Source organism: Isoptericola jiangsuensis (assembly GCF_048320105.1).
Classification (GTDB): Bacteria; Actinomycetota; Actinomycetes; order Actinomycetales; family Cellulomonadaceae; genus Isoptericola; species Isoptericola jiangsuensis_A.
Genome location: NZ_CP182942.1, coordinates 251280 through 267691, shown reverse-complemented (window position 1 = coordinate 267691; position 16412 = coordinate 251280). Strand labels below are relative to the sequence as shown.

15 protein-coding genes and 1 pseudogene are annotated in these 16412 nt (G+C 72.4%); 10 read left to right on the top strand and 6 right to left on the bottom strand.

All coding sequences use genetic code 11. The annotated features are described in order from the left end of the window. Nucleotides 1–39: 39 nt before the first annotated feature. The 4 genes from ACNHYB_RS01200 to ACNHYB_RS01185 all read right to left on the bottom strand — a co-directional run bounded on the left by ACNHYB_RS01200 (nucleotide 40) and on the right by ACNHYB_RS01185 (nucleotide 4559). Nucleotides 40–594, bottom strand: a complete 555-nt coding sequence (locus ACNHYB_RS01200; protein ID WP_418276559.1) for a hypothetical protein — start codon at nucleotides 592–594, stop codon at nucleotides 40–42. A gap of 54 nt (nucleotides 595–648) precedes the next feature. After that, on the bottom strand, nucleotides 649–1581 hold the full coding sequence (locus tag ACNHYB_RS01195) for a sugar ABC transporter permease (protein ID WP_418276558.1): 933 nt from the start codon (nucleotides 1579–1581) through the stop codon (nucleotides 649–651). A 1-nt stretch (nucleotide 1582) separates the two neighbouring features. Further along, nucleotides 1583–3238 (bottom strand): ABC transporter permease subunit, encoded by a 1656-nt coding sequence (locus ACNHYB_RS01190; RefSeq protein ID WP_418276557.1) that lies wholly within the window; start codon nucleotides 3236–3238, stop codon nucleotides 1583–1585. 79 nt (nucleotides 3239–3317) lie between these two features. After that, complete coding sequence (locus tag ACNHYB_RS01185; protein WP_418276556.1) at nucleotides 3318–4559, bottom strand: sugar ABC transporter substrate-binding protein; 1242 nt, start codon at nucleotides 4557–4559, stop codon at nucleotides 3318–3320. A 142-nt stretch (nucleotides 4560–4701) separates the two neighbouring features. On the opposite strand from ACNHYB_RS01185, the pseudogene ACNHYB_RS01180 reads away from it, so the two are divergent. The 6 genes and pseudogenes from ACNHYB_RS01180 to ACNHYB_RS01155 all read left to right on the top strand — a co-directional run bounded on the left by ACNHYB_RS01180 (nucleotide 4702) and on the right by ACNHYB_RS01155 (nucleotide 10982). Next, nucleotides 4702–5771, top strand: a pseudogene (locus ACNHYB_RS01180) (LacI family DNA-binding transcriptional regulator). A 92-nt stretch (nucleotides 5772–5863) separates the two neighbouring features. Beyond that, nucleotides 5864–7648 (top strand): glycoside hydrolase family 13 protein, encoded by a 1785-nt coding sequence (locus ACNHYB_RS01175; RefSeq protein ID WP_418276555.1) that lies wholly within the window; start codon nucleotides 5864–5866, stop codon nucleotides 7646–7648. A gap of 145 nt (nucleotides 7649–7793) precedes the next feature. Then, nucleotides 7794–8408 carry a hypothetical protein gene (locus tag ACNHYB_RS01170; protein WP_418276554.1) on the top strand — a complete coding sequence of 205 codons (615 nt, stop codon included), beginning with the start codon at nucleotides 7794–7796 and terminating at the stop codon, nucleotides 8406–8408. Nucleotides 8409–8485: 77 nt separating this feature from the next. Then, the gene (locus ACNHYB_RS01165; protein WP_418276553.1) at nucleotides 8486–9145 is read left to right on the top strand and encodes a copper resistance CopC family protein; all 660 of its coding nucleotides are present in this window, start codon (nucleotides 8486–8488) and stop codon (nucleotides 9143–9145) included. Next, the gene (locus ACNHYB_RS01160) at nucleotides 9142–9750 is read left to right on the top strand and encodes a copper chaperone PCu(A)C (protein WP_418276552.1); all 609 of its coding nucleotides are present in this window, start codon (nucleotides 9142–9144) and stop codon (nucleotides 9748–9750) included. The genes ACNHYB_RS01165 and ACNHYB_RS01160 overlap by 4 nt, the downstream gene beginning before the upstream one ends. Beyond that, entirely contained in the window at nucleotides 9750–10982 is a 1233-nt protein-coding gene (locus tag ACNHYB_RS01155) for a Dyp-type peroxidase (RefSeq protein ID WP_418276551.1), read from the top strand. Before ACNHYB_RS01160 ends, ACNHYB_RS01155 begins: the two co-directional genes overlap by 1 nt. Before the next feature lie 31 nt (nucleotides 10983–11013). On the opposite strand, the gene dusB is transcribed toward ACNHYB_RS01155, so the two are convergent. Next, complete coding sequence (dusB, locus tag ACNHYB_RS01150; protein ID WP_418277964.1) at nucleotides 11014–12177, bottom strand: tRNA dihydrouridine synthase DusB; 1164 nt, start codon at nucleotides 12175–12177, stop codon at nucleotides 11014–11016. Between the two features lie 142 nt (nucleotides 12178–12319). On the opposite strand from dusB, the gene ACNHYB_RS01145 reads away from it, so the two are divergent. Next, nucleotides 12320–12475: a hypothetical protein gene (locus ACNHYB_RS01145; protein WP_418276550.1), complete on the top strand. Its 156-nt coding sequence runs from the start codon at nucleotides 12320–12322 to the stop codon at nucleotides 12473–12475. Nucleotides 12476–12583: 108 nt separating this feature from the next. After that, nucleotides 12584–12733, top strand: coding sequence for a hypothetical protein (locus ACNHYB_RS01140; RefSeq protein ID WP_418276549.1), 150 nt, complete (start codon nucleotides 12584–12586; stop codon nucleotides 12731–12733). A 102-nt stretch (nucleotides 12734–12835) separates the two neighbouring features. Here the strand turns inward: ACNHYB_RS01140 and ACNHYB_RS01135 are convergent, their stop codons facing one another. Next, nucleotides 12836–14227, bottom strand: coding sequence for a glycine--tRNA ligase (locus tag ACNHYB_RS01135; RefSeq protein WP_418276548.1), 1392 nt, complete (start codon nucleotides 14225–14227; stop codon nucleotides 12836–12838). 358 nt (nucleotides 14228–14585) lie between these two features. Here ACNHYB_RS01135 and ACNHYB_RS01130 point away from each other — a divergent pair, with 358 nt between their 5' ends. Continuing rightward, nucleotides 14586–15593, top strand: a complete 1008-nt coding sequence (locus ACNHYB_RS01130; protein WP_418276547.1) for a metal ABC transporter substrate-binding protein — start codon at nucleotides 14586–14588, stop codon at nucleotides 15591–15593. After that, nucleotides 15590–16402 (top strand): metal ABC transporter ATP-binding protein, encoded by an 813-nt coding sequence (locus ACNHYB_RS01125; RefSeq protein WP_418276546.1) that lies wholly within the window; start codon nucleotides 15590–15592, stop codon nucleotides 16400–16402. Before ACNHYB_RS01130 ends, ACNHYB_RS01125 begins: the two co-directional genes overlap by 4 nt. The last annotated feature ends 10 nt before the right edge of the window (nucleotides 16403–16412 follow it).

Sequence of the window (16412 nt, the reverse complement as noted above, 5' to 3'; positions counted from 1 at the left end):
CTGTCCTCTCGGTCGGCGGCCGGGCCGCCGACCCGGAGGTCAGCGGCGTCGACCGAACGCCCACCCGGCGGCGAGCGCGACGGCGATGGCGACGATCTGGCCGCCGAGGATCGCCTTGTTCAGGTCGAGCACGGGCTGCCAGCGGGTGCTCTCGGCGGAGACGACGTAGACGCCGACGGGCTTGACCCGCAGACCGTAGCCGCCACCGCCCCCGCTGCCCTCGCCGGCGGTCTCGCCGTGCAGCTCGCCCCGTGCCTCGCCGGAGGCGTCCCCCGAGGCGTCGCCGTGGTCCGGGGAGGCGGAGTCGCCCTCACCGGCCGCGTCGGCCGAGCCGAGGCGGAAGGAACGGGACCAGCCGCCGAGCTGGCCCGACCCCTTGCCGGTGCCGTTGCCCTGGCCGGAACCGTTGCCGGAGCCGGTCCCGGCGGCCCCGCCCGAGCCGGTGCCGATCCCTCCCCACACCTTGGCGACCGGGATGATCAGCTGTCCGTCGTGCTCGTAGGGTTCGCCGTACGCGCGGCGCACGGAGAACGAGTCGTCGGCGGCGTCGGTGAGCCGCCCCAGGTCCGGGGTGAAGCTGCGCGATTCGGTCATGCGCCCAGGCTAGGGCCCTGGTGTGAGGCCCGCCACAGGCGGGGCCCGTGTTCGTCAGCCCTTCACCGATCCGGCGGTCAGACCGCCCACGATGTACTTCTGCAGGAAGAGGAACAGCGCGAGCACCGGGACCGTGGAGATCACCGCACCCGCGGCGAAGAGACCCCAGTTGGCCTCCAGCAGGCTCGACACCCACGAGTACAGCCCGACGGCCAGGGTCCAGTTCGACTCCGACTGCAGCAGGACGCGCGCGATGACGAACTCCCCGAACGACGCGATGATCGACAGCAGTGCCACGACGGCCAGGATCGGGGTCACCAGGCGCAGGATGATCGTCCAGTACACCTGGGAGTGCGTGGCCCCGTCGATCTTCGCCGCCTCGTCCAGCTCGCGCGGGACGGTGTTGAAGAACCCGTACATGAGGAACGTGTTCACCCCCAGGGCTCCGCCCAGGTACACGCAGATCAGCGCCGTCTTCGAGTTCAGCCCGAGCGCCGGCACGACCTGACCGAGGTTGATCAGCAGCAGGAAGATCGCGACGAACGCGAGCATCTGCGGGAACATCTGCACCACGAGCAGCGTCGTCAGGCCGGCGCGCCGGCCCGTGAAGCGGAACCGGCTGAAGGCGTACGCCGCCGCGGCTCCCATCAGCACGGTGCCCACGGCGGTCACCACGGCGATCTGCACCGAGTTGGCCGCCCACGTCCAGAACCGCGTGTCCGCGAGCGCCGCGTAGTTCTCGGTGGTCACGGTGCGGAAGAGCTGGTTGGACCCGGTCAGGGTGCCGCCGTCGCTCAGCGAGGCGGAGAGGACGTAGACGATCGGGAACACGGCGTAGACGACGAAGACGACGCCGACGACGTGCCGCCAGCCGACGTCGGTGAACCAGCGTCGTGCGGTCCTGCGGCGGGGCGCGCCGCCCCCGGCGGTGCGGCCGGGCGCGGGGTCCGGCGTGGGGCTCGCGGGGGTGAGCGTGGTGGCGGTCATGTCAGTTGATCTCCTCGAGCGAGCGGGTGCGCTTGAAGGCGAGGGCCGAGATCGTGGCGATGATGAGGAAGATCACGATGGACAGCGCGCTGGCGAGCCCGAAGTTCTTCGGTGCGGTGCCGTCGAGGCCCGCCACGGAGTAGACCATCGTGATGAGGATGTCGGTGTGGCCGAGCGGCACGGAGGCGTCGTCGAACCGTGGTCCGCCGCCGGTGAGCATGTACACCAGGGCGAAGTTGTTGAAGTTGAACGCGAAGCTGGAGATGAGCAGCGGCGTCGTGGAGACGAGCAGCAGCGGCATGGTGACGGACCGCCAGGTGCGCCAGGGGCTCGCCCCGTCGATCTTCGCGGCCTCCATGACGTCGCCGGGCAGGGACTGCAGAGCGCCGGTGCAGATGAGGAACATGTAGGGGAAGCCGAGCCAGAGGTTCACCCCGATGAGCGAGAGCTTGGCGAGCCAGGGGTCGGTCAGCCACGGGATCGCGGCGCCGCCGAGCAGCACCTGGTTGACGAACCCGAAGCTGCGGTTGAGCAGGCCGGACCACAGCAGGGGTGCCACGAAGCCGGGGATGGCGTACGGCAGGATCAGCAGCGTGCGGTAGACGCGTCGTCCGCGCAGGGGCGTGTTGAAGACGGTTGCCAGGAACATGCCGAGCAGGAACGTGGTGGCGACGGACGCGAACGCGAACACGAACGTCCAGACCACGACCTGGAGGAACGGTCCGGCGTAGCGGGAGTCGGAGAACGCGGTGGTGAAGTTGTCGAACCCCACGAAGACCCGCCAGCCGACGTTGAGGGTGGTGCCGTCGGCGGCCTCGAACTGACCTGAGTCGTTGGGCGCGTACACGGTGCCGGTGACCGTGTCGGTCATGGTGCCGGCGGCGTCGTCGTAGGTGAGCGTGGAGGTGTACACGTACCCGGTGCGGGCGTCGGTGGTGCGTACCGAGCCGTCGGCCTCGTCGGCGGAGACGGGCACGCGCAGGGTGGTGACCTCGTCCTGGCGTTCGAGCACCTGCTGGCGGTCGAGCACGTCCCAGCCGTCCACGGCGGTGACGCGGCCCTCGGCGAGGGTGGCGTCGACGGTGGAGAGCGGGTCCTCGGCGGTGCCGACGGCTGCCTCGCCGTCGGGCTGCACGACGGCGAACCCGAGCGTGTCGCCGTCGGCGACGACGGTGAGCGGCATGGACGCGGAGCCTTCGACGCGGCGCTCGTTCTGCACGAGCAGGGCTGCGACGGCGTCGTCCTTGGTGGAGTTGTGGCCGTCGCCGTAGTTGGTGAACGCCACCCAGCCGGTGTAGGCGATGGTGAAGATCTGGAAGGTGAACAGGAAGATCAGTCCGGGCAGGACGTACTTCAACGGCAGGGTGCGTCGCGAGAAGTACACCCAGTTGGCCACGGCGAGCATGGCGGCCATCGCGCCGAGGACGATCCAGGACTCCGCGACCCAGGCGGACCACAGCACGTAGACGCCGAACGCGTCGACGACGGCCATGATCGCCAGCTTGACGAGGAACCCCGGCCCGTAGCGCCGGGCGGCGGACTCCTCGGCCCGGTTCCCGCGACGGCGTCCGTCCTCGGGCGGGGCCGACCCGCCCGGTTCCGGGTCGGGTCGCTCGACGGTGGCGCTGGTGGCGCCTGGACGGTGCAGGTCGTTCATCGCGGGCCTTCCGAGGGGGCGCGCGACGGGCCGTGGCGGCTGCCACGGCCCGTCGCGGGAGGTCAGGACGTCAGGAGCGTCAGGAGCCGATGGCACCGTCGATGTCGGTGATCATCTTCTGCCAGGCGTCGACCGGCTCGGCCTTGCCCGACAGGATGTTGGCCTCGGTGACGCCCCAGAAGGCCCACACGGAGTCCATCGCGGGGATGGAGGGCATCGGCACCGCGTCGGCACCGACGTTGCGGAACCCGGCGACGAGGAGGTCGCCGGCGGCGGCGTCGGCGGCTGCCGTGAGCGCGGGCGGGCGGCCGCCGGCCTCGTACAGCGCGGTCTGCGCCTCCTCGGTCGCCATGAAGTTGACGAGGAAGTCGTTCGCGACCAGGGGGTTGTCGCTCTGTGCGCTGAGGTAGAACCCGGCGACGCCGACGAACGGCTGGGCCGGCTGGTCGCCCGGGGCGGGGACCGGGTCGATCACGAGGTCGAGGTCGGAGACCTGCTCCAGCATCCACGGCCCGCCGATGATGAAGGGCGACTCGCCGTTGGCGAAGGCCTCCACGGCGATGTCGTAGGTCATGTCGGTGCTGAGGGTCCCGGCGTCGCCCTGCTCGGCGAGCCACTGCGCGTAGGCCTCGCCGTTCTCGCCGCCCATGGCGATCTCGGAGGTGTAGGACCCGTCGTCGTTCTGCTCGAACACGGGCGCCCCGAAGGACGTCTGGAACGGGTAGTAGGTGTAGGGGTCGCCCTCGGCGCCCGTCTGGATGAGGATCGGGTACTTGGTGCCCGCGCCCTCGCCGGCGGCGACGGCGTCGTCCCAGGTGGCCGGGGCGGTCTCGGCGAGCGCGGTGTTGCGGATGAGGGCGATGTTCTCCACGGCGTAGGGCAGTCCGTAGACCTGGCCGTCGGCGGTGAACGCCTGCACGGCCACGTCCTCGAACTCGCCGGCCTTGTCGCCGAGCTCGACGGGTGCCACGACGCCGTTGGACAGCAGGCCGCCGAGCCAGTCGTGGGCGCCGACGGTGATGTCGGGGCCCTCGCCGGTGGGCACCTGGGCGACGAAGTCGGCGCGGATCTCGTCGAAGTTCTTCTGGACGAGCTCGACCTCGGTGCCGGTCTCGGCGGTGAAGTCCGCGGCCGCGGCCTCGACGGCGGCCTGGCGGGTCTCGTCGACCCAGATCGTGAGCGGGTCGCCGGAGGGAGCCTCGGCGTCGGCGCTCGCGCCGGTGTCGGCGGGCTCGTCGGCGGGGGTCTCGCTGCCGGTGCTGCACGCCGACAGGGCGAGGGTGGTGGCCAGTGCGGAGACGAGCAGGATGCTCCGTCGCATCGGGGTACTCCCAGCGTTCGTGGTGATGGCCGCTCGACGAGGGTGTCGGCCGGCCCGGCTGCGCTGAATCTAGATCCGTCCTGAACATTCTTGCAAGTTCTTGCAGTCACGTTTCGGCAACGAAACGCGCACTTCGCCGTCGATGCCGTCGTTCCTGCAGACGGCGGCGTTGCAGTCGCCTACCATCGAGGCCGTGCGCACCCGACTCAGCGACCTGGCCGAACAGGCCGGCGTCTCCACCGCCACGGTGTCGCGCGTGCTGAACGGCAAGCCCGGCGTGGCGAGCTCCACGCGCCAGGCCGTCCTCGCCGCCCTCGACGTGCTCGGCTACGAGCGCCCGTCCGCGCTGCGCGGGCGGTCCGCCGGCCTCGTGGGGCTCGTGGTGCCCGAGCTCACCAACCCCGTCTTCCCCGCGTTCGCCCAGGCCGTCGAGTCCGTCCTGGCCCAGCGCGGGTACACGCCGCTGCTGTGCACCCAGGCGCCGGGCGGCACCACGGAGGACGAGTACGTCTCCACGCTCGTCGACCACGCCGTGGCCGGCATCATCTTCATCTCCGGCCTGCACGCGGACACGCGCGCCAAGCACGGACGCTACGAGCTCCTGCGCAGCCAGGGCGTGCCCATCGTGCTGGTCAACGGCCACGCGCCGGGCATCGACGCGCCCTTCGTCTCCCCGGACGACGTCGAGAGCATCGACGTCGCGGTCCAGCACCTGGTCACCCTGGGGCACCGCCGGATCGGGCTGGCCATCGGCCCCGAGCGCTACGTGCCCGCCCAGCGCAAGGTCGCCGCCTTCGCCGCCGCCCTGGTGCGGCACGGCATGGCCGACGACGAACGGTCCGCCCGCGAGCACGTCATCAGCACGCTGTACACGCTCGAGGGCGGCCAGGCGGCCGCCGCGGAGCTGTTCGCCACCGGCCACACCGCCGTGGTGTGCGGGTCGGACATCATGGCGCTCGGTGCGGTGCGGGCCGCGAGGTCCCGGGGGCTGCGCGTCCCGGCCGACGTCTCCGTCGTCGGGTACGACGACGCACCCCTGATCGCGTTCACCGAACCTCCCCTGACCACGGTGCGCCAGCCGGTGGAGGCGATGGCCCGCGCCGCGGTCAGCGCCCTGCTCACGGAGATCGGCGGCGACCGGGCACCGCGCACGGAGCTGCTGTTCTCCCCGAGCTGGTGGTGCGCGGCTCCACCGGCCCCGTGCGGACCTGACCCACCCTCCAGCCGTCACCGGTTCCTGAAAGTTCTTGCAGGGCGTTTACACTCGGATGTCGTTCCGTCCCGACCCCGCGCTGAGGAGCTCCATGGCCACCACCGAGCCGACCACCCCGACGACCTCGCTGCCGCTCGGCACGAGCGTCCACGTCGGGTCCGACACCGCCCGCGAGTGGTGGCGCGACGCCGTCATCTACCAGGTCTACCCGCGCTCGTTCGCCGACGGCGACGGCGACGGCATCGGTGACATCCCCGGGATCACCTCGCGGCTCGACCACCTGCAGCGGCTCGGCATCGACGCCGTCTGGCTGTCCCCGTTCTACCGGTCGCCGCAGAAGGACGCGGGCTACGACGTCGCCGACTACCGCGACGTCGACCCGCTGTTCGGCACCCTGGCCGACTTCGACGAGATGCTCGCCGGCGCCCACGCGCGCGGGATGCGCGTCATCGTCGACCTCGTGCCGAACCACACCTCGGACCAGCACGTCTGGTTCCAGGCCGCGCTCGCCACCGGTCCCGGGTCGACCGAACGGGGCCGGTACGTGTTCCGGGACGGTCGCGGACCGGGCGGGGCCGAGCCGCCCAACAACTGGCAGTCGATCTTCGGCGGCCCCGCCTGGACCCGCCTGCCCGTGTCCAGCACGGCCGACGGCGACGCCTACGACGAGCCCGAGCCGCAGTGGTACCTGCACCTGTTCGACTCCTCCCAGCCCGACCTCGACTGGACGGAGCCCGAGGTGCGCGCCGAGTTCGTCGACGTGCTGCGCTTCTGGCTCGACAAGGGCGTGGACGGGTTCCGTGTCGACGTCGCCCACGGCATGGTCAAGGCCGACGGCCTGCCCGACTGGGACGGCACCGTCGCGATGGTCGACGGCTCCGCGGACGGCGACGGCCGGGTCACCGAGCCCGGGGCCCCGGAGGACGGCTCCACGGGCGCCGGCAACCAGGGGCCCATGTTCGACCAGGACGGCGTCCACGAGATCTACCGCTCCTGGCACCAGGTCCTCGCCGAGTACGACGGCGACCGCTGCCTGGTCGCCGAGGCCTGGGTCGAGCCGCTGTCCCGCCTGGCCCGCTACGTGCGCCCCGACGAGATGCACCAGGCGTTCAACTTCTCGTTCCTCACCACCGGCTGGGACGCCGCCGCGCTGCGCCGCGTGGTCGCGGCGTCGTACCGCGCGAACGACGAGGTGGGCGCACCCACCACCTGGGTGCTGTCCAACCACGACGTGGTGCGCCACGCGACCCGCCTCGGCCTGGCCGACCCGGGCGTGCGCCCCAACGGCGTCTTCGCCACGGACCCCCAGCCCGACGAGGAGCTCGGGCTGCGCCGCGCCCGTGCGGCCTCGACGCTCATGCTGGGCCTTCCCGGCTCCGCCTACCTGTACCAGGGCGAGGAGCTCGGCCTGCCGGAGCACACGACGCTGCCGAACGAGGTCCGCCAGGACCCCGGCCACTTCCGCACCGACGGTGCCGAGGCAGGCCGCGACGGCTGCCGCGTCCCGCTGCCGTGGCGGGCGCAGGCCCCCGGGTACGGGTTCGGTCCCACCGGGGCGACCTGGCTCCCCCAGCCCGCGTCGTACGGCCGGTACGCCGCCGACGTCCAGTACGACGACCCGACCTCCACGTTCGAGCTGTACAGCCGCACGCTGGCCGTCCGTCGCGCCGAGGGGCTCGGGCTCGGGAACCTGACGTGGCTCGAGGACTGGGCCGGCTCGGCCGACGTCGTGGCGTTCCGCAACCGCGACGTCGTCGTGCTCGCGAACCTCGGGACGACGCCGGTGGACCTCCCGGCGGGGCACGACGTGCTGCTGGCGTCCGGGCCGGTGGACGCCGAGCTCCCCGCCGACACCACCGTCTGGCTGCGCGCCTGAGCCACCGTCCTCCGCCCGCTCCGGCCGCCCGTCCCGACCACGGACGGGCGGCCGGAGCGGGCGTCCGGAGCGGGCGTCCGCGGACGTGGCGGCGGCTCGGCCGACGGGACGGACGCGCACCGGGGATGACCTAGGATCGACGGCGATGTCACCTGCGACCGGTCACCCCCGATCCGCCCGCGTGCTGCGCGGCGCGATCGTGGCGACGGCGGCCACGGGCGTGGCCCTGGCCTCGCACGTCGCCGGAGGCGCAGCGATGCCCGGGCCGGCCGGTGTGCTCGCCCCCTGGGCGATCTCCCTGTGGGTCTGCACCCTCCTGGCCGGTCGCCGGCCCGCACGGTGGCGCACCACGGCCTCCGTCGCGGCGAGCCAGGTGCTCTTCCACGTGCTGTTCGTGCTGGGCACCCCCACCGGGTCCGCCCCGGACCACACCCACCACCACGGGGCGCTCGTCCCCTTCACGCCGTCCACGGCCACCGCCGACCTGGTGCGGGCCGACGCGACCATGTGGGCGTGGCACGCCGCGGCGGCCGCCGCGACCGTCGTGCTGCTCTACCGCGGCGAGGTCGTCCTGGCGCACCTGCGCGGCCTCACCGCCCGGCTCGTCGCACGGTTCGTGCCGCGGCCTGCACCGAGCGCACCGGTCGTCGCACCCCGCGCCCGCGCGCACGTCACCCTCGTCGCTCCCCGTCCCACCGCTCCGGGACCCCAGGTCGCCCCGCTGCGGCGACGCGGTCCGCCTCTCCTGCCCGCGCACTGAACCACCGCGCCGCACCGGTACGCCGGCGGCGCTCCTTCGCGTGCTGACGTCCTCGGACGTCGGAGAGGCAACCACCCGTGTCCCCACCCCGCATGCTCGCGGGCGGGATCGCCCTGACCACCGTCGCGCTCCTCGCGACGGCTGCACCGGCGTCCGCCCACGACGAGCTCGTCTCCAGCGACCCCGCGGCCGACGCCGTGCTCGACAGCGCCCCGACCACGGTGACGCTCACCTACTCGGACGACCTGCTCGACGTCGGGGCGACCGTCATCGTGGCGGACGCCGCCGGCGACGACCGCGCCGACGCGGCGCCCGTGATCGACGGCGACACCGTGTCGGTCACGCTCGACCCCGACCTGCCCGACGGCGGGTACGAGGTGCGCTGGCGCGTCGTGTCCTCGGACGGCCACCCCGTCTCCGGGGCGGTCCCGTTCGTCGTCGGCGACGGCGAACCGCTCGCGTCCTCGGGCGACGACGCGTCCGACGCCACGACGAGCGAGCCCGCCACGTCGTCGACGGCGGGCTCCGCCGACGACGACGGCACCACCGTGCAGGACGCGTCCGGCACCGAGGAGCCGGACGGCGACCCCGTCGGCCGGACCGTCCTCGTCGCCGCCGGCGGCGCGATCGCGGCCCTCGCCCTGCTCACCCTGCTCACCTTCCTGCGCCGTCGCCGCACCGCGGCCGGCACCGACGACGCACCGACGTCGTCGACGACCGACAAGGACCTGTCATGACCCTGCGCCACCGCACCACCGCCCTCGCCCTGCTCGCCGTCGGCTCCCTCGCTCTCGCCGGGTGCGCCGAGAGCACCGCGACGACCGGCTCCGCCGACACCTCGACCACGGCGAGCGCCGCGAGCGCCGCGGAGTCCGTCACCGTCACCGACCCGTGGGTGAAGGCCGCCGACGAGGGCATGTCCGCCGCCTTCGGCGAGATCACCAACGACGGCGACGCCGACGTGACCCTCACCGTGGCGCAGAGCGACGCGGCGGGCATGGTGGAGCTCCACGAGACCGTCGCCGACGGCGCGGGCGAGATGAGCATGCAGGAGATCGACGGCGGCTTCGTGATCCCCGCGGGTCAGACCCTCACGCTGGAGCCCGGCGGCAACCACCTGATGTTCATGGACCTCACCGGCCCGTTGGAGGCGGGCGCGGAGGTGACCGTCACGCTCACCTTCTCGGACGACTCCACCACCGAGCTCACTGCTCCCGTCAAGGACTACTCCGGCGCCAACGAGAGCTACACCGGCGACGACGAGTCGGCCATGGACGAGGACATGGACATGGGCGAGGACGGTTCCGACGACGGCGAGCACGCGGACCACGAGGGCCACTGATGACCGCCCGAGACGGGCGCGAGCACACGGGCCGGTCCGGGCCGACCCGGCGTCAGCTCCTCTTCGGAGGGGCTGTCGCCGGGGTCGGCGCGGTGACGGCCGTCGGCGCCGACCGAGCCCTGGAAGCAGCCCGCGCCACCGCACCCGACCCCCCGGCCGAGGCACCGCGCCACGGCGCCCGGACCGTCGCCTTCCACGGCGTGCACCAGGCCGGTGTCGCCACGGCGGCGCAGGCGCACGGGACCTTCCTCGGGCTCGACCTGCGCGACGACGTCGACCGCGACGGGCTGCGCCGGCTGATGCGCATCCTGTCCGACGACGCCGCACGACTGACCCGGGGCGAGGCGGCGCTCGCCGACTCCGAGCCGGAGCTCGCCGTCGACCCGGCACGTCTCACCGTGACCTTCGGGTTCGGCCCGCGGTTCGTGGCACGGGCCGAGGGCGTCGCCCCGGCCTGGTTGAAGCCGTTGCCGGAGTTCACCATCGACCGGCTGCTGCCCGAGCTCAGCGACGGGGACCTGCTGGTGCAGGTCGCCGCCGACGACCCGCTGACGGTGGCGCACGCGTGCCGCATGCTGCTGAAGGACGCGCGCAGCTTCACCACGGTGCGCTGGGTGCAGCAGGGGTTCCGGCGGGCCTACGGGACCACCCGGCCGGGCACGACGATGCGCAACCTGTTCGGCCAGGTCGACGGGACGGTGAACCCGGAGCCGGGGACGGCGGACTTCGACGAGGTGGTGTGGTCGACCGACGGCTGGATGGCGGGCGGGACGAGCGCCGTGGTGCGCCGGATCCGCATGACCCTCGACACGTGGGACGAGCTGGACCGCAGCGGGCGCGAGCAGTCGGTGGGCCGGTTCCTGTCCAACGGGGCGCCGCTGACGGGGACCGACGAGCACGACGAACCGGACTTCGAGGCGACCACCCCGGTCGGCTTCCCCGTGATCGGGGACTTCGCGCACGTGCGCCGGGCGCGCGGTGACGGCAGCGAACGGATCTTCCGGCGGGCCTACAACTACGACGACGCGCCCACGGGTGCCGAGGTGTCGAGCTCGGGGCTGATCTTCGTGTCGTTCCAGGCGGACGTGGACCGCCAGTTCACGCCGATGCAGCGCCGGCTCGCGGAGCTGGACCTGCTCAACGAGTGGACGGTGCCGATCGGGTCGTCGGTGTTCGCGGTGCCGCCCGGGTGCGACGAGGGCGGGTACGTCGGCGAGACGCTGCTCACCTGAGGGTGCCCGCTCCGGCGGGCGGGGTCCGCGGTCAGCCGCCGGAGACGCTGAGCTCGGCCTCGCGCAGCTTCGCCTCGAACTCGTCGTCGAGGTCGCGCGAGTCGAGCCAGCCGTACGGCAGGTGCGGAGTCTTGGGCGAGCCGGCCCGGCCGCGCGGCCCTTCGGCGTCCTCGCCGGGGTAGGGCAGCGTGAGGTCGAGGGCGTCCAGGTGCTCGCGCAGCTCGGCGAGCGAGGACACCATCGCCAGGGCGCGGCGGGCGTCCCCGCCCACGGCGTACCCCTTGAGGTACCAGGCCATGTGCTTGCGCAGGTCGCGCACGCCCTTGAACTCGTCGCCGTCGTAGTACTCGATCATCAGCTCGCCGTGGCGGTAGATCGCCTCGGCGACCTCCGCGAGGCCGGGCCGCACCCGCGTGTCGGACCCGTTGAACGCTGCCGCGAGGTCGGCGAACAGCCACGGCCGGCCCTGGCAGCCTCGTCCGACGACGACGCCGTCGGCCCCGGTCTCGCGGACCATGCGCACGGCGTCCTCGGCGGCCCAGACGTCGCCGTTGCCCAGCACGGGCACGGTGCGCACGGCCTCCTTGAGGCGGGCGATGGCCGTCCAGTCGGCCGTGCCGGAGTAGTGCTGCGCGGCGGTCCGGGCGTGCAGGGCGACCGCGGCGACACCCAGGGACTCCGCGGTGCGGCCCGCCTCCAGGTAGGTGAGGTGGTCGTCGTCGATGCCCTTGCGCATCTTGACGGTCACGGGGATCCCGTACGGCTCGGCGGCGTCGACGGCGGCCCGCACGATGTCGGTGAAGAGCTGCTTCTTCCACGGCAGGGCGGCGCCGCCGCCCTTGCGGGTCACCTTGGGCACCGGGCAGCCGAAGTTGAGGTCGACGTGGTCGGCGCGGTCCTCCCCGGCGATGATCCTCACCGCGGCGCCGACCGTGGCCGGGTCGACGCCGTACACCTGCGCGGAGCGCGGCGTCTCGTCGTCGCCGAAGGTGACGATCCGCAGGGCCTCGGTGTTGCGTTCGACCAGTGCGCGGGAGGTGACCATCTCGGCGACGTAGAGCCCGGGGTCGAACCCGCTGGACTGCCCGGCCTGGCGGCACAGCGTGCGGAACGCGCGGTTGGTCACGCCGGCCATCGGTGCCAGCACGACGGGCGTGGCCACGGTCAGGGGGCCGATCTGCAGCGGGGGAAGCACAGCACTCACGGCGTCATTCTCCCACTCGTGCGCCGCGAGCCCTCGGCCGCCCGGCAGTGGGACGCCTCACGAAACCGCCTCTCGAGATGCCCTCGCGCTCAGATGGTGGCAATCTGGCGCAACCCTGACGAAAGGAACTCTCATGGCTCTCTGGCTGATCCTCATCATCGCCGGTCTCGTCTCCCTCGTTCTCGGCCTCGTCGGCCTCGGCAACTTCTTCGTCTGGGCCGGAGTGATCGCGATCGTCGTCGGCGTCGTGCTCGTGCTGGTCAACCGCGGAAACCGCAAGGTCGGATGACGCCGGGCGGCGCCGTCGCCGCCCGTTCAGGATGCGCAAACCACCGCATCATGGAACCCTTGGGACATCTCACGGCAAGACCTGTCGTGTAGGACGAAGGAGACAATTGTGCCTCTCTGGCTCATTCTCATCATCATCGGTGTCGTGCTCGTGATCCTGGGGGTCGCGACCGAGATCGGGCAGTTCCTGCTCTGGATCGGTGTCATCGTCCTGGTGGTCAGCCTCGTGCTGGCCGTGCTGAGGCGGGTCAAGAACTGACCCCTCACGCGTGACCTGGCTGCCGACGACCGGCAGCGGAACGGGGGCCGTCCTGGCGGACGGCCCCCGTTCACGTGTCCGGGCAGTGTGCCCGGTGACGGATCAGCAGCCGAGGAGGCGCTGGCCCAGGTAGCCGGCGACCTGGTCGAGCGCGACGCGCTCCTGGCTCATGGTGTCGCGGTCACGGATGGTGACGGCCTGGTCCTCGAGCGTGTCGAAGTCGACGGTCACGCAGTACGGCGTGCCGATCTCGTCCTGACGGCGGTACCGCTTGCCGATGGCCTGGGTGACGTCGTAGTCGACGTTCCAGTGCTCGCGCAGCTCGGCGGCGAGCTTCTCCGCCGTGGGGAGCAGGTCCGCGCTCTTGGACAGCGGCAGCACGGCAGCCTTGACGGGCGCGAGCCGCTTGTCGAGGCGCAGCACGGTGCGCTTGTCGACGCCGCCCTTGGTGTTGGGGGCCTCGTCCTCGGCGTACGCCTCGACGAGGAACGCCATGAGCGAACGGGTCAGACCGGCGGCCGGCTCGATGACGTACGGGAAGTACTTCTCGTTGGTCACCGGGTCGCGGTACTTCAGGTCCTTGCCGGAGTGCTCCGCATGGGTCGACAGGTCGAAGTCGGTGCGGTTGGCGATGCCCTCGAGCTCGCCCCACTCGCTGCCGGTGAAGCCGAACCGGTACTCGATGTCCACGGTGCGGGTGGAGTAGTGCGACAGCTTCTCCTGCGGGTGCTCGTACAGGCGCAGGTTGTCCGCGGAGATGCCGAGGCCCGTGTACCAGTCCTTGCGGGTGTCGATCCAGTACTGGTGCCACTCGGCGTCGGTGCCGGGCTCGACGAAGAACTCCATCTCCATCTGCTCGAACTCGCGCGTGCGGAAGATGAAGTTGCCCGGCGTGATCTCGTTGCGGAACGACTTGCCGATCTGGGCGATGCCGAACGGCGGCTTCTGGCGCGAGACCGCCGCGACGTTCGCGAAGTTCACGAAGATGCCCTGCGCCGTCTCCGGGCGCAGGTAGTGCCGACCCGACTCGTCCTCGACGGGGCCGAGGTAGGTGGAGAGCATCATGTTGAAGTCACGGGGCTCGGTCCACTGCCCGCGGGTGCCGCAGTTGGCGCAGGCGATCTCGGCGAGGCCGCCCTCGGGGGCGCGGCCCTTCTTCTCCTCGAACTCCTCGATCATCTGGTCCTCGCGGAACCGCTTGTGGCAGCTCAGGCACTCGGTCAGCGGGTCGGTGAACGCACCGAGGTGACCCGACGCCTTCCAGACCGGCGTGGGCAGGATGACCGACGAGTCGAGGCCGACGACGTCGGGGCGCCGCGTCATCGCCTTCCACCACTGCTTCTTGATGTTCTCCTTGAGCTCGACGCCGAGGGGGCCGTAGTCCCACGCGGAACGCGTTCCGCCGTAGATCTCGCCGGACTGGAAGACGAATCCCCGCCGCTTGGCGAGGGAGACGACGGCGTCGAGCTTGGCGGACGGGGACGTTGCGGCCACGGATCACTCCTGGGTGTCGGCACCGCCGGTGGCTCCGGCGGGGCTGTGTTCACGGTGGGTCGGCGCCCTGCGGGCACCGGCGCACCAGACTACCGGCCACGTGCCTGCGACATCAGCGGACCGGCGGGCGCCTGCGCACGGATCCCGCACCCACCGGCTGGGCAGGTGCTCCAGGTGGCCACCGTGATCCATCGTGATCCGTCGGACCAGGCAGGGGCCCTCCCGACAGGCCGTCGACCCGCGCTGCTCGTCGGCCCGTACCGACCGGGCGGCACCGTGGACGCAGCGGGCGTAGCGTGACGAGCGTCGCCCTCGAGCGCTTTGACTTCCGTTCTCCGCCGGACTGATAATGGTTCTCATGCCCCGCACCCGTCATGCCCTCGCCGCCTCCCTCGTGCTCGCCCTGCCCGCGGTCGCCCTGACCGCCTGCTCGTCGGACGACGGCACCGGCGACGACGGCACGCTGCAGGTGCTGGCCTCCTTCTACCCGCTGCAGTACGTGGCCGAGCAGGTCGGCGGTGACCTCGTGAGCGTCGACAACCTCACTCCCCCCTCGGCCGAGCCCCACGACCTCGAGCTCGCGCCGGCCCAGGTCCGCGCCGTCGGCGACGCCGACCTCGTCGTCTACCAGTCCGGGTTCCAGGCCGCCGTCGACGAGGCCGTCGACGCCCGCCAGCCCGAGAACGTCGTCGACGCGGCCGACGTCGTCGAGCTCGAGTCGAGCCCCGGCACCGTCGAGCACCTCGACGAGGACGACGAGGGCGCCACCGAGGGTGACGAGCACGACCACGACCACGACGAGGAGTCCGAGGAGGACGACGGCCACGACCACGGCGTCCTCGACCCGCACTTCTGGCTCGACCCCACGCGGCTCGAGCCCGTCGCCGACGCCGTCGCCGAGCAGCTCGCCGCCGTCGACCCTGACAACGCCGAGGTCTACGCGTCCAACGCCGAGACCCTCCGAGGAACGCTCGACGACCTCGACGCCGAGTTCGCCGGCACGCTGGAGCCCTGCGCCGGCCAGACGCTCGTGACGAGCCACGCGGCGTTCGGCTACCTGGCCGAACGGTACGACCTCGTCCAGGTCGGCATCACCGGCGTCGACCCGGAGGCCGAGCCGTCGCCGGCCCGCCTGCGCGAGATCGGCGACGTCGTCGAGACCTACGACGTGCAGACCATCTTCACCGAGACGCTCACCAGCCCGAAGGTCGCCGAGACGCTCGCGTCCGACCTCGGCGTGGACACCGCCGTCCTCGACCCGCTGGAGGGGCTGTCCGAGGACGCCGCGGCCGCCGGTGCGGACTACGTTGCTGTCATGGAAGACAACCTCGCCGCGCTGACCTCCGGCCTGGGCTGCGGCGCATGACCGAACCCGCCGGCTCACCGGCCGTCGACGTCCGGGGCGTGCACGTCCACCTCGGGGCCAGCCACGTGCTGCGCGGGGTCGACCTGCAGGTCGCGGCGGGCGAGGTCGTCGCCCTGCTCGGCGCCAACGGGTCCGGCAAGTCCACCCTGGTGCGCACCGTCGTCGGCGTGCTGCCGCCCAGCGAGGGCACCGTCGACCTGCTCGGTCACCGCGTCGGCAACGCCGTGCCGTGGGGACGCATCGGCTACGTGCCGCAACGGGTCAGCGCCGCCGCAGGCGTCCCGTCCACCGCCCGCGAGGTCGTCGCCTCCGGCCTGCTGCACGGTCGCCGCCTGCGCCTGCCGCGCGGCTGGCGCGACCGCGCCGCCGACGCGCTGGAGCAGGTCGGCCTCGCCGAGCGCGCCGACGAGCCCACCAGCCGGCTCTCCGGCGGTCAGCAGCAGCGCGTCCTCATCGCCCGCGCCCTGGTGCGCTCCCCCGAGCTGCTCGTCCTCGACGAGCCCGTCGCCGGCGTCGACCGCCCCAGCCAGGAAGCCTTCGCCGCCACCATGACCCGCCTCGTCGGCGACGGCATGACCGTGCTGGTGGTGCTGCACGAGCTCGGCGAGCTCTCCGGCCTCATCACGCGGGCGGTCGTGCTGCGGCACGGCCAGGTCGTGCACGACGGCGCACCGCCACGCCCGCACGCGGCCCACGACGACGCCGAGCACCAGCACGTCCACCCGCACACCTCCGAGCTGCCGCTGCGCTCCGACACCCGGGTCGGCCTCGGCGGGCCGTTCGACACCGACCAGGAGGCCCGGCCGTGAGCGAGATCGG

Bases quoted from the DNA above. Each gene is read 5' to 3' on its own strand.
- ACNHYB_RS01200 (WP_418276559.1), bottom strand. From the start codon at position 594: ATGACCGAATCGCGCAGCTTCACCCCGGACCTGGGGCGGCTCACCGAC.
- ACNHYB_RS01195 (WP_418276558.1), bottom strand. From the start codon at position 1,581: ATGACCGCCACCACGCTCACCCCCGCGAGCCCCACGCCGGACCCCGCG.
- ACNHYB_RS01190 (WP_418276557.1), bottom strand. From the start codon at position 3,238: ATGAACGACCTGCACCGTCCAGGCGCCACCAGCGCCACCGTCGAGCGA.
- ACNHYB_RS01185 (WP_418276556.1), bottom strand. From the start codon at position 4,559: ATGCGACGGAGCATCCTGCTCGTCTCCGCACTGGCCACCACCCTCGCC.
- ACNHYB_RS01175 (WP_418276555.1), top strand. From the start codon at position 5,864: ATGGCCACCACCGAGCCGACCACCCCGACGACCTCGCTGCCGCTCGGC.
- ACNHYB_RS01170 (WP_418276554.1), top strand. From the start codon at position 7,794: ATGTCACCTGCGACCGGTCACCCCCGATCCGCCCGCGTGCTGCGCGGC.
- ACNHYB_RS01160 (WP_418276552.1), top strand. From the start codon at position 9,142: ATGACCCTGCGCCACCGCACCACCGCCCTCGCCCTGCTCGCCGTCGGC.
- ACNHYB_RS01155 (WP_418276551.1), top strand. From the start codon at position 9,750: ATGACCGCCCGAGACGGGCGCGAGCACACGGGCCGGTCCGGGCCGACC.
- ACNHYB_RS01145 (WP_418276550.1), top strand. From the start codon at position 12,320: ATGGCTCTCTGGCTGATCCTCATCATCGCCGGTCTCGTCTCCCTCGTT.
- ACNHYB_RS01130 (WP_418276547.1), top strand. From the start codon at position 14,586: ATGCCCCGCACCCGTCATGCCCTCGCCGCCTCCCTCGTGCTCGCCCTG.
- ACNHYB_RS01125 (WP_418276546.1), top strand. From the start codon at position 15,590: ATGACCGAACCCGCCGGCTCACCGGCCGTCGACGTCCGGGGCGTGCAC.